This window comes from Erwinia plantamica, from assembly GCF_043420595.1.
GTDB lineage: Bacteria > Pseudomonadota > Gammaproteobacteria > Enterobacterales > Enterobacteriaceae > Erwinia > Erwinia aeris.
Window position 1 is genome coordinate 1 of the sequence record NZ_JBGCUC010000003.1, and the last position, 12,314, is coordinate 12,314.

Below are 12,314 nucleotides of genomic sequence, written 5' to 3' on the forward strand. Positions count from 1 at the left end.
GTCAGAGAGATACCGTCGTTGGCGTTACGTGCCGCCTGAGTCAGACCTTTGATCTGAGAGTTCATGCGGTTAGCAATAGCTTCACCCGCGGCGTCGTCTTTTGCGCTGTTGATACGCAGACCGGAAGAAAGACGCTCGATAGCGGTGCTCAGAGAAGCCTGTGATTTGTTCAGGTTGTTCTGAGTAGTCAGCGACATGATGTTAGTGTTAATAACGGACATAATAGTTTCCTTCAAAATCAGTTAGTTTGTTAGGCTGAGCTTTTAACGCTCACGGCGTCTGCCACCGTTACTGAAGTTATCGGTTGGGTTAATCTGAACTTTAGAAAAAAAGTGAAAAACCCATTAGCCCGTTGAATCAACATTAAAAATCGTGACTATTCTACCCTTCCCGACCGCCGTTTCACGGCCGATGCGTACTCTGCAACTCTCATTATAGTAACCCCGGCCTGAAGAAACGATCTGGCTAATTACCTGCGGATACCCCTCTTATTCTGCCCATTAAATTTTTTTCTGCGGCGTAAACTTTTTATCTCTGCGGCCGATATGTGTTTTGCACCTATCTCATTCTTAAGGATCTCTCATGGCAAGTGTAAGCTCGCTCGGAGTCGGTACCAGCCTTGATCTGGATACCCTTTACACCAGTTTAGAAACCGCTGAGAAGACAAAACTGACCGCGATTACTAAACAACAGACGACCTATAATTCCCAGCTCAGCTCTTATAGCAAGCTGCAGAGTTCTATGGCCGCGCTGCAAACGGCGGCGGCGGCGCTGACCAAGACGTCTGCTTTCAGCGCGACGGCCGTAACCAGCACCAATACTTCCTTTACCGCTACTACCGACGCAACGGCCTCAACCGGCGATTACAGCGTTGACGTTGATCAAATAGCGAAAGCGCAGACGCTGATGTCCGGCTCGTTTAGCAGCAACAGCACGGCGCTGGGCGGCACCACCAGCGGCAACAGCCGTACGCTGACCATCGCCCAGGGCGGCAGCACTACGCCGCTGACGATTACGCTGACCGACAGCCAGACGTCGCTGTCCGGCATTGCCGACGCCATTAACAAAAGCGCCGGCAACGTCAGCGCCAGCATTATTAAAGCCAGCAGCGGCGATTACCGTCTGATGCTCAGCTCGAAGACCACCGGCACCGACAGTGATATGACCGTCAGCGTGACCGGCGACGATACGCTGCAAAGCGCGATTGGCTATAGCGCCAGCGCGACCGGCACGCAAAATATGTCGGTGCAGACCGCCTCTCAGAACGCCAAACTCAGTATTAACGGCGTGGCGATTGAGCGCAGCAGCAACAATATTACCGATGCGTTAACCGGCGTTACGCTGAACCTGAACGCTGCCAGCACCGACGCCTCCGGCGAGAAGCTGACGGTTTCACGCTCTATTGATGACAGCAAAAAAACCATCAATGCTTTTGTGACGGCCTATAACTCGCTGAAGTCGACTATTGCTTCGGTTACCAAGTATACCGCCGTTTCAGCTGGCGAAACGCAGTCAAGCAGCAACGGCGCGCTGCTGGGCGACAGTACGGTTCGTGCGGTAGAAAACAGCATGAACTCGATCCTGACCACCGTGCAGGGCGGTTCCTACTCGATTCTGGCGCAGCTGGGCATCACTATCGATCCGGCCGTGCAGAGCGACGGTTCTACCGGCGCGCTGACCGTAGACGACACCAAGCTGACCGCCGCGCTGACCAATAACCCGCAGGCTGTCAGCCAGTTCTTTATCGGCGATGGTACCACCACCGGTTTCGCGACCAAGATGAACAGCACCTTAACCGCGATGCTGAGCACCACGGTCGGTAAAGAAGGCATCATCAAGAACGCAGAGGATGGTATCAATACCACGCTGAAGACGCTGAGCGATCGCTATGATCAAATGAGCGATTCGATTGACGCGACGATGGCCCGGTACAAGACGCAGTTTACGAACCTGAGTACGCTCGTAAACTCCCTGACCAACACGTCGACCTACCTGACGTCGCAGTTCACTTCAACTTCATCCAGCTAATTAAGCCGGGGACGATATGTATAAAGATTCAGGAGCACAGCTCTACCGCAAAGTAGGTTTGGAAAGCAGCGTGCTGGGCGCCAGCCAGCAGCAGCTGACCACGCTGTTGTTCGACGGGGCGCTTAGCGCCCTGGTTCGCGCACGGTTGTTTATGCTGGATGGCCAGATTGAAGGCAAAGGCAACGCCATCTCCAAAGCCATCAACATTATTGAAAATGGGTTAAAAGTGGGCCTGGTGGATGAAAGCGGCGACGAGCTGGCTGCCAATCTGCTCGCGCTCTATGACTACATGATAAGACGCCTTCTCCAGGGTAATTTGCAGAATGATGTCGCTGCCGTTCAGGAAGTAGAAGATCTGCTGCGCAACATTGCCGATGCCTGGAAAGAAGTTACTGTTAATACTGTTCTTCAGGACGCCGTTTAATGAATATTGCACCGCATCTGCTCTCGATTTACCAACAGCTTTTAGTGCTTAGCCAGTCAATGTTGCGTCTGGCAACAGAAGGCGAGTGGGATAAATTGATCGAAATGGAAGTCGATTATGTCAGTGCGGTGGGAAAACTGGCGGAGTGTACGCAGCAAACACCCGTCCCGGCTCAGACTCAGGACCAGTTACGTCCTGTACTGCGCCATATCCTTGCCAACGAAGCGGAAGTGAAAAACCTGCTGCAGGCGCGCAAGGCAGAGCTGGCGCAGCTGATTAGCCAGACCAGCCGTCAGAAAACCGTCAATAAAGCCTATGGCGGCATGGCGGGCGTGATCCTGTTCCCGCAAAACGCCCAGGGCGTTTAATTCCACTCGGGCAATCGTCCCGAATGAAGCCAGTAAGCGCAGCGGAAAATATTTCTGCGCTTACCGCGCTTTTCCCGCCGCCTCTTCCATACTTCAGTTTCCCGCTGATGACTATTGGAGCAATGGCATGCGTAACCCCACATTATTACAGTTCTTTCACTGGTATTACCCCGAAGGAAGCAGGCTGTGGCCAGAAGTGGCTGAACGCGCCGAATGGCTGGCGCAGGCGGGGATCACCGATGTCTGGCTGCCACCAGCCTATAAAAGCTCTGAAGGCGCAACAGGCGTAGGCTACGCCACTTACGATCTTTTTGACCTTGGGGAATTTGAACAGAAAGGCAGCCGCGCCACCAAATATGGCGATAAAGAGCAGCTGATCGCGGCGGCAAACGCGCTGAGAGAGCATGAGGTCGGCGTCATTATGGACGTGGTCTTCAACCATAAAATGGGCGCGGACGAAAAAGAGAAGGTGCAGGTCAATCGCGTTAACCCTGAAAACCGGGAAGAGATCGATGACGAGGTGATTGAGGCGGAAGCCTGGACCCGTTTTACGTTTCCGGGCCGTGGCGGCCAGTACTCAAAATTTACCTGGGATTATAAATGCTTTAACGGCGTGGACTGCATTGATAACCCGGAGGAGTACGGCGTCTTTAAGATCATCAATGCCTATACCGGCGACGGCTGGAACGAACAGGTTGACGACGAGCTGGGCAATTTTGATTATCTTATGGGCGCCAATATCGATTTCCGCAATCGCGCGGTTACCGAAGAACTGAAGTTCTGGGCGCGCTGGATGATGCAGCAGCTGCCCTGCACCGGCTTTCGTCTGGATGCCGTCAAGCACATTCCCGCCTGGTTCTATAAGCAGTGGATCGATCATATTCAGGAAGTGGCAGAGCAGCCGATGTTTATCGTGGCGGAATACTGGTCGCACGAGGTCGAGAAGCTGCAAAACTATATTCATCAGGTCGAAGGCAAAACCATGCTGTTCGACGCGCCGCTCCAGATGAGATTCCACAACGCCTCCCGCGAGGGCGCCAACTTCGACCTCAGCCAGATTTTCAGCGGGACGCTGGTCGAACACGATCACTGGCATGCTGTAACTATTGTCGCTAACCATGATACCCAGCCGCTCCAGTCGCTGGAGGCGCCGGTAGAGCCCTGGTTTAAACCGCTGGCCTATGCGCTGATCCTGCTGCGCGAACAGGGCGTACCCTGCGTCTTCTATCCCGACCTGTTTGGTACCAGCTACAAAGACACGGGCGGCGATGGCGAAGAGTATCAGATTGATATGCCGGCAATCCCGGAGCTGCCTGCATTGCTGCGCGCGCGCCAGGAACATGCGCACGGCATCCAGACCGAATGGTTCGATCATCCGAACTGTGTGGCTTTCGCGCGCAGTGGCACGGATGAACACGCGGGCTGCGTGGTGATTATGTCAAACGGCGAACAGGGCGAGAAAACGCTGCCGCTGGGCATGGATTTTGCCGGTAAAACATGGCACGACTACCTGGGCCATCGTGAAGAACAGGTGACCTCGGACGAAGAAGGCAACGCGACCTTCTTCTGCAATGCGGGCAGCGTCAGCGTTTGGGTGCTGGATATTTAAAAAAATGCGCGCGCGGCAGGCCGCGCGCGGCTTGTACAGGATCAGGATTTCCCGTTTTTCATCATCACTTTATGATGCGACCGGCCGTTGCTATGTGCTTTGGCGACTTTTTGCGCCTGCGCCTGCTCTGTAGCCTGTTTTAACGCTTCCTGACACTCGGCGGTTGGCTGCTGCACCTTCTGCATCACCAGCTTGTCGTAGTGCAGCGCCTGTCCTTCCAGCACCAGCGGCATGACGCGCACTTCATTATTTACATTCACCCAGTCGCCGGAGAACAGGGTGATCTTGCCCGGCTTGGCGATAACGCGCTGCCACTGGCGACAGTCCAGCGTATCGCCTTCGGCGGTAACGATCAGGCTGGCTTTTGCCTCTTTGCTGACCAGCCCCTTCTGCGGCCCCATCGTCTGCCAGTTACCAACCAGGTTTGCAGGCGGCGGCGTTTTAATCGCGCTCTGGTAATTAGGTATTTGCGCACAGCCAGTCATCGCGACGGCAGCGGCCGCTAAAATCCACTTTTTCATGTTCAGTTCCTGATTCTTCAGCCAGGCGCTACGTTATAATTTTTTACCCGTACAATTCAAGCTGTCTCGCCCTGCCCTACGCGCTTTTCAACAGCAGATGCTGAAAAGACGCCGGACGTGTAAACTGGCGCATCATTTTTTTGCCGGACCCCGCTATGAAAACCATTGAAGAGTATTACGCCGCCGCCACCGCGCTTTTTCTGGAAGCGCACCCGGAAATCAAAGCCGGTATCGCCGCGCTGAGCCAGCAGGACGCAGAGACGCTCGGCATGTCGTTACCGGCCTTACAGCGTATGCAAACCGATCGCGCCTATGCTGCGTTTACGCGTGAAAAAAAGCTGGATGGCATGTTGTTCGCCATCCAGCTGGCCGAGCCGGATAAAGCCGTAGCGGCTCAGGCTATCGAAGCCTACCTGCGCCAGCACGCCGAAGCGCTCGGCATGAGCTGGGAAGAATTCTGCATCAAAAACGAGCTGTAGCCGTTTATCCTGCTTTTTTCCGGCGTAATCCCTCTGTTGCGCCGGATAAACGCAACTTCAGGACCGACCCCGGTGAGAATGCTCTCAAACAGAAAAGCGCAGTGAATAATAATGCGTAAAGCGCACTTTTTTACGGTATATATAGCCTTAACGCCTGTATCTCGTGATAGATCGCGACAGGATGATTAATTTTTCAGGAGATTGAAAACAGCAAATTATAAGGATATTCTTTACGCGCTTTTCCGCCTGGATAAATAAGCCTGACTTTATTGCCTTGTCGCGACCAGGGGCATTATCTGCTTTACCTGTTTGAATCATAAGAAATTATTAAGAATACTAAAGTCAGAAAACCAACTGTGATAGCTGGAAGTATAAGCGCAGGCCACGTTTGCGGCATTGCCTTAAATAAAATTTGAGCCACCGAAATGCCATTAAGTAAATATAAAATCAACCTGGTTATTCTGCTATTTTTTATCACTCTTTGTATGGCAATGCTGGGGCTTTACTGCCGCACTAACGCCGCGCTTTCTCTTTTCTGGCCCTGCAACGCGATGCTGCTGGGTCTGCTGGTCCGTTTTCCCCAGCTTAGCTCGGCCCTGACTTTTCCGGCTATTTACGTTGGGCTGGTGACTGCGGATATCGCTTTTGGCACGCATGTCGCTGCCTCAATGGGCATGGACGCGGCCAACCTCTCTTTTATCGTCACCGGCCTTGGCGTCCTGCTAACCGGCAGCACTACGTCACGCCGCCTGCAGGCGCTGAACCGCGTTTTTCCGGCTTCTGTCGTGGGCGCAGCGGTATGCGCGGTTATCGGCTCGGTCGCCAGCCAGCACTATTTTCATGACGATTTGGTGCAGGGCTGGATTTCCTGGTTTTGCGAGCAGGTATCCACTTCTATTCTGCTGTTGCCGGTCATGATTACCTTGCCCCGCAGCGATGAAATCAACGAGCTGCTGAGGGAGTGCCGTCAGGTTTCGCCGCTGCCGCTGATTTCGCTGGGCGTATCCATCGCCGCCGGCATTAGCGTGGGCGGCGGCGGCAGCCTGATTTTTCCCCTCCCGGCGCTGATGTGGTGCGCGGTCAGCTATCCGCTTTTTATCACCTGTCTGCTGACGCTTATCACGGGCATCACTGAAATTATCCTGGTCGCCAGCAACGTATTAACGATTCAGGGCAGAGACGATTTCTTTCTGATCGATAGTCTTGCTTCGGCGCGGCTGGGCGTAGCGGCGATGACGGTCAGTCCGCTGATCGTCGCCCTTAGCGCTACCGCCAATAAAAAGCTGGTGGCGCGCATTACCCGACGGGCCGATTACGATCTGCTTACCGGCGCGCTGACCCGCAGCGGTCTGGCCGCCAGGCTCGACGCTTTGATGGCGCGCAGGGATCATAACTTTAACGGCGCGGCTTTTGTGGTGGATATCGATCGCTTTAAAAATATCAACGACACTTTTGGACATGCGGCGGGAGATTATGTGCTGGCGCAAACCGTCGAGCGTATTCGTCAGACGCTACAGCAAACGGCGATTATCAGTCGGATGGGGGGTGAGGAGTTTTTAATTTTAATTGAGGATATTTCGCTGCCTCGCGCTTTTCTGCTCGCCAACCGGCTGCGGCAGAGCATTGAGCAGCATACGATTATTCTTAACGACGACGATTTAAGCGTGACGATCAGCATCGGTATCAGCTCGCTGGAGCGGGTTGATGCTAAAACGCTGGATGAAGCGATTAAGAGCGCGGATAAACAGCTCTATCTGGCCAAAAGCAGCGGCCGCAATCGGGTCTGTCCGGAAGTTGTGCTGTAAAAAAAAAGGCCGCCATCACTGGCGGCCAAAGCCTTAACGGCTAATAGTAAGCAATTTTACGGTCTGTACCGTTAATATTGACCGTGACATAGCCTGCTACTGTCGTGGTCGAAGGTGCTGTAGCGGTAGCGGTAGCTATCGTCAGCACGCCTTTTTCATTGGCGCCAATCCCTGCCAGTCCGTTGTGCAGGCTCATCCTGGCGTTAACCACCGTTGTCCCTACGACGCTGGCATCGGCTTCTGCCAGACTGGGTCGGTAGTAACAGCACTCGCCGGAATCAAAGCGGCTTGGGCCCGTCGCCCGCAGGCTGAACGAGGTATCGCCGCTGTTGGCTTTCACCTTGATAAAGACTTCCGCAACGGTCATCCCAACACGGTTGATTTTGGCCTCCAGCACGGACGGCAAGCCTTTGTGCTGCATATCGCCATAAATACCGTTCCAGCAGCGCGAAATATTCAGCCAGGTCATACAGGAGTTGGTTGAGGTGATCGGATTGCCCAGCGTTTTATCCAACGCTTCCGTACTTAGCTTGCCGATAATCTCAAAAACCCATTGCAGGTTATCTTTCGGGAAGTTAATTAATCCCAGATTGAACCACTTATCGGTGCTGGTATTGTTCGTCACCCGATAGCCGGAGTACCAGCCGGGACGAATCGAACCGTTGAGCGAGATACCGTAGTTTTCATCGCGGCGCCAGCCGTACTCAAAGGCGGACAGCCAGCGGCTTTTATCATCAAAGGTCAGGTCCAGCGCGCTGCCGCTTTGCAGGTTAAGCTGACGCATCTGCACGCGGCTGTTGGTCATATTCAGCTTGTTGGCGCAATCCTCCACGCTCAGCGCATCGACAATCCACTGCCCGTCACTTAAGTTGCCGGGGAAGCGGGTATGTTCGATCCAGACGTTGTTGATCAACCCCTGGGTCACGCGCGGCATCCACAGCGTCGCTTCGCCATAGCCGTACTGGAAGTTCGCATTCGTCAGCTCAATTGCCGTTGAGTGATCCCACGAACCCGCCGCCGTGCCGGAATAGTTGACGTCAAAAATCCGGCCGTAGGTGGTGGTGGTATAAACCTGGTTAAACTTGGTATCCAGGGTATCCAGCAGCTTGATAACCGTACCGCCGCAGTACTGCGCGCGGAAACCGTCAATCAGTACGGATTCGCCCGCCACGATGGTATTTTCAAAGAACGGCTGCGTGTTGGAACACATCGCCGCCGTAATCGCCCCCGTATTGGTTTTAACATCAGCCGCCGTCTGACCATCCCAGCAGATACCTTCAATGGTGACACGCCGCGATTTAACCTTGAATACCGGCGATGATGACTTATCGGAAATAATGGTGGTACGGGGGATGGCGCCGTGCGGGTTATGATCCCCGTAGAGATAGAAGAACGCCGTCTCACTTGCTGAAATATCAATGGGCTTAACCAGAAATTTACCCGCCGGGAAGCGCACGGCGATATCACGCATACTGGTGTTATACGTCTGTGCCCAGTTCAGCATGTTTTTAACCGGCGTAGTATCGTCGTTAGCGCCATCACCGCGTGCGCCGAAATGGAACAGGTTTACCTCATCCGGATCGTCCACCACGCGGCGCCAGTAGAAGCCGTTTCCGACCGCAATGGTACCGCCATTATCTGCCGGCAAAGAGGTGGTAACGTAGCCCACGAAATTACCGCCGCCGCGATAGTAGTTGTCGTTATTATAATAACGACGCAGGATAGCCAGCTCGCCGGTTTTGGATGGCGCAGTTGTTTTCAGTTCAGCAAAAGAGTTAACTTCAATCATAATAACCTCCGCGACAATAAGCAGGTGCAAATTGCCTGTAGTGAATAAAAGAATAGTTAAACAGATTTAGCCTTTATTATTTCCCGCCTGCTCCTTCCCCTGGAGGACGATTAGTGTCCGTTTTATTTGTGCAGAGTTTATTCCACATATCATTGTGCACATTTATTTCCTTCACTGTCCTGATGTCCATGAGTTTCCAGTCTTCCCCGTATGTTTTAATAGGTGAGAAAAACGTACAGGATGAATCCACAATTAGCCTAGGGCTGTTTGTCGTTGTATTGCGACTCGCGCAGCTTGCGACGAGCGTCGTCGTCATTAAGAGCATTATTAGCGGCCTGAACATTTTTGGCTTCCTCGCTATTTTTTGCCTGCTTTTCAGCAACGGCGGAAATTTGCGCGCTTTCAACCTTTGCGGCCTGAACGTCCGCTTTCGCTTTCTCCTGCACCTTGCCGGTTTTTTTACCGCCGAACCAGCTGGCCACGACTGCCGCGATTACTACGCCGATCCCGGCAAGGACATGCCAGCTCCCGTTAAATAAGGCGAGGAAACTTGTCATGATTTCTCTCCCGGTTTAGGCTGCGTTTCCGGTGCCACAGGGGCTGAAGCAGGTGCTGCCGCCGTATGCGAACCGCCTGGCCTGCCGGCTACGGCAGTTTGATCCGACGTTACTACCGAAACTTCAGGCGCTACGGGCGTTGATACCGGCGCTACGGGCGTTGCGTCAGAGTCCGCAGGTGCCGGGTCAGATGGCGTCGTTGCGTCAGAGTCCGCAGGTGCCGGGTCAGATGGCGTCGTTGCGTCAGGTGCCGTCGTTTCCGGCGTGACCGGCCTGCCGGGTACCGCGGTTTGCTCCGACGTCACGACTGACACCTCAGGCGCCACGGGCGTTGATACTGGTGCCGCAGGCGTTGAGTCAGATTCCGCAGGTGTCGGATCGGGCGGCGTTGTCGTTTCTGACATGGTCGGCCTGCCGGGTACCGCGGTTTGCTCTGACGTCACGACCGACACCTCAGGCGCCACGGGCGTTGATACCGGCGCTGCGGGCGTTGAGTCAGATTCCGCAGGCGCTGCGTCAGGCGGCGTCGTTGTGTCAGATTCCGCAGGTGCTGCGTCAGGCGTCGTTGTCGTTTCCGGCGTAACCGGTCTGCCGGGCACCGGAGTTTGCTCCGATGTCACGACTGAAACCTCAGGTGCCACGGGCGTTGATATCGGCGCGGCGGGCGCTGAATCAGAGTCCGCAGGCGCTGCGTCAGGCGGCGTCGTTGCGTCAGGCTGCGTCGTTGCGTCAGGCGGCGTCGTTTCCGGCGTAACCGGCCTGCCGGGCACCGGGGTTTGCTCTGATGTCACGACTGAAACCTCAGGCGCCACGGGCGTTGATACCGGTGCCGCAGGCGTTGAATCAGATTCCGCAGGTGCTGCGTCAGACGGCGTCATTGCGTCAGGCTGCGTCGTTTCCGGCGTAACCGGCCTGCCGGGCACCGGAGTTTGCTCTGATGTCACGACTGACACCTCAGGTGCCACGGGCGTTGATACCGGTGCCGCAGGCGTTGAATCAGATGCCGCAGGTGCTGCGTCAGACGGCGTCGTTGCGTCAGGCGGCATCGTCGTTTCCGGCGTAACCGGCCTGCCGGGCACGGGGGTTTGCTCTGACGTCACGACCGACATCATGGCCGAGGAGGATCCCATCCCCGATGCTGCTGCCATTGGCATTGCTAATATCTCTGGCATCACCGAGCCGGAAGCCATAGCCGGCGCCGTAACCGCGGTTAGCGGGTTAGCGACCGGCACCCGAATTGGCCTTATTTCCGCCGTTGGCCCGGCGGCCAGCTGCCCTTTTTCCGCCGCTAATTTTTTCTGTCTGATAAACTGGGCGATTACCGCCATCGCGACCATAAAAGAGGCCAGGAAGCCCAGAAAATGCTGCGGAATAACCGTTTTTACATCCTCAGGCAGGCCGTTCCACGCGCTGGAAGCGGAATCCGGGAAGGACTGCACCCAGGCGCCGATGGCCGAGCCGGCGGAGGCCAGCCAGACAGACCAGGTTTTGAACAGGAGCTTAGCGTGGGCTACCAGCTGGATGTTGCCGTGTTTACTGCTCCACCAGACGATAAACCCGATCGCCATCACAATAAGAATAAAGAGGATAAATTTCATAACGCCCCCTGCCACGCATCATAAGTTCCGCTGCGCATAGCCTCTGCATGACGCTTCGCTCGGGCAGGCGTCTGTTTTGCCCAGAGGCTGCTCAGCATTCCTTCCGCCGCGCCTGAAAAGTTTTTATTGGAAATCATGACCAGCGTATTTTTAAACGCGGCCAGCCCGTCGATGCCAAGCTGATAAGCCATACTGTAAAGCACATCAGCGCGAGCTTCGTTGCACTCTTTGAGCGCGGCTACTAATACCGGTCTGTTATTCATTTCCTTTATTTTGTCGTTAATTATTTTTTGCATCCATACATCGCCGACCTCACGCGGAACGGTGAATGAATAATATTTCAGCGGCGCCTCTTTGGGGCCAATGAGAATACCGCAACCCACCGTTGGGTAGCCTTCAGTATCGATATATGGCTTCTCTTTATAGCCTTCTTCATAGGCCAAAATTTGAATTATCTTACTCATTTTTCACCCCTTCATCGAATAAGCCGCCGTAGCGGAATGGATAAGGACCTTTCCCCGGTGAAAATGAATTTTATATTTATGCAGGCGGTTTAAATTGCCTTTCTAACACACTAGAACCGAAATTGCGTACGCAACCAATTTTTCTTAAAAAAATTTTCAAGCTATAGGAAAAGATATTTAAAGTTAAAGGAATTTTTTAAAGGAAATAAAATATTTAGGCCCGTAACGAGGCGAAAATTATTTTTCGCACTCCAGCTCTACCTCCAGCGCGCTCAGCACGCCTTCAACAAAGCCCTCGGCGGTTTGCAGCTGTTTACGAATGGTGCCGTCCGCACAGCGACGACGGCGCGCAATAGAGCGCAGTGAGATCCGATAGTGATAGTGCGCCACCAGCAGCGCATGTTCGTCAGGATGATTAATTTTCAGTCTGCTGATGCAGCTATCAAGGATCATGCCGTCGTTATCACTACAGGTAGGACGATCGGAAGGCGCGGCGGTAATCAATCCGCGGAATCCGGCGGCGATGTGTGAATAGCTGACGCCGCTCTGTTCCGTCGCCGCCCAGCCTCCCCATTTTTCCAGCAAGCGTTTCATGTCTCGCATCTTGACCCCCTCAGAGTGAGTAAAGCAGAAGAAAAAATGAAGTTTCCCACACTTTCTCTTAACACCTGC

Annotated in this window: 13 protein-coding genes; 6 read left to right on the forward strand and 7 right to left on the reverse strand. The window is 54.2% G+C overall.

Annotation, left to right across the window (positions count from 1 at the left end):
- On the reverse strand, positions 1-221 hold a 221-nt coding region (locus AB3U87_RS03385), incomplete at its 3' end, for a flagellin N-terminal helical domain-containing protein (protein ID WP_477181473.1).
- Between the two features lie 361 nt (positions 222-582).
- Here AB3U87_RS03385 and fliD point away from each other — a divergent pair.
- The 4 genes from fliD (at position 583) to amyA (ending at position 4,429) form a co-directional block, all read left to right on the forward strand.
- The gene (gene fliD / locus AB3U87_RS03390) at positions 583-2,028 is read left to right on the forward strand and encodes a flagellar filament capping protein FliD (RefSeq protein ID WP_394148415.1); all 1,446 of its coding nucleotides are present in this window, start codon (positions 583-585) and stop codon (positions 2,026-2,028) included.
- Between the two features lie 16 nt (positions 2,029-2,044).
- Entirely contained in the window at positions 2,045-2,452 is a 408-nt protein-coding gene (fliS, locus tag AB3U87_RS03395; protein ID WP_125287994.1) for a flagellar export chaperone FliS, read from the forward strand.
- Positions 2,452-2,820: a flagella biosynthesis regulatory protein FliT gene (fliT, locus tag AB3U87_RS03400; RefSeq protein ID WP_369895712.1), complete on the forward strand. Its 369-nt coding sequence runs from the start codon at positions 2,452-2,454 to the stop codon at positions 2,818-2,820. The genes fliS and fliT overlap by 1 nt, the downstream gene beginning before the upstream one ends.
- A gap of 127 nt (positions 2,821-2,947) precedes the next feature.
- Positions 2,948-4,429: an alpha-amylase gene (amyA, locus tag AB3U87_RS03405; protein WP_253460503.1), complete on the forward strand. Its 1,482-nt coding sequence runs from the start codon at positions 2,948-2,950 to the stop codon at positions 4,427-4,429.
- Between the two features lie 41 nt (positions 4,430-4,470).
- Here the strand turns inward: amyA and yedD are convergent, their stop codons facing one another.
- Positions 4,471-4,950, reverse strand: a complete 480-nt coding sequence (gene yedD, locus AB3U87_RS03410) for a lipoprotein YedD (RefSeq protein WP_253460501.1) — start codon at positions 4,948-4,950, stop codon at positions 4,471-4,473.
- A 155-nt stretch (positions 4,951-5,105) separates the two neighbouring features.
- Between yedD and AB3U87_RS03415 the strand changes: the two genes are divergently transcribed.
- Entirely contained in the window at positions 5,106-5,429 is a 324-nt protein-coding gene (locus tag AB3U87_RS03415; RefSeq protein WP_253460498.1) for a DUF6388 family protein, read from the forward strand.
- A gap of 425 nt (positions 5,430-5,854) precedes the next feature.
- Positions 5,855-7,234: a GGDEF domain-containing protein gene (locus AB3U87_RS03420; RefSeq protein ID WP_253460495.1), complete on the forward strand. Its 1,380-nt coding sequence runs from the start codon at positions 5,855-5,857 to the stop codon at positions 7,232-7,234.
- Between the two features lie 40 nt (positions 7,235-7,274).
- On the opposite strand, the gene AB3U87_RS03425 is transcribed toward AB3U87_RS03420, so the two are convergent.
- The 5 genes from AB3U87_RS03425 to AB3U87_RS03445 form a co-directional block, all read right to left on the reverse strand.
- Positions 7,275-9,023, reverse strand: a complete 1,749-nt coding sequence (locus AB3U87_RS03425; protein WP_253460491.1) for an amylovoran biosynthesis protein AmsF — start codon at positions 9,021-9,023, stop codon at positions 7,275-7,277.
- A gap of 257 nt (positions 9,024-9,280) precedes the next feature.
- Positions 9,281-9,580 carry a hypothetical protein gene (locus AB3U87_RS03430; protein ID WP_253460489.1) on the reverse strand — a complete coding sequence of 100 codons (300 nt, stop codon included), beginning with the start codon at positions 9,578-9,580 and terminating at the stop codon, positions 9,281-9,283.
- Positions 9,577-11,178 (reverse strand): DUF7940 domain-containing protein, encoded by a 1,602-nt coding sequence (locus tag AB3U87_RS03435; RefSeq protein WP_394148417.1) that lies wholly within the window; start codon positions 11,176-11,178, stop codon positions 9,577-9,579. Before AB3U87_RS03435 ends, AB3U87_RS03430 begins: the two co-directional genes overlap by 4 nt.
- Positions 11,175-11,642 (reverse strand): glycoside hydrolase family protein, encoded by a 468-nt coding sequence (locus tag AB3U87_RS03440; protein ID WP_125288002.1) that lies wholly within the window; start codon positions 11,640-11,642, stop codon positions 11,175-11,177. The genes AB3U87_RS03435 and AB3U87_RS03440 overlap by 4 nt, the downstream gene beginning before the upstream one ends.
- Before the next feature lie 237 nt (positions 11,643-11,879).
- Positions 11,880-12,245, reverse strand: a complete 366-nt coding sequence (locus AB3U87_RS03445) for an antiterminator Q family protein (RefSeq protein ID WP_253460486.1) — start codon at positions 12,243-12,245, stop codon at positions 11,880-11,882.
- Positions 12,246-12,314 lie beyond the last annotated feature (69 nt).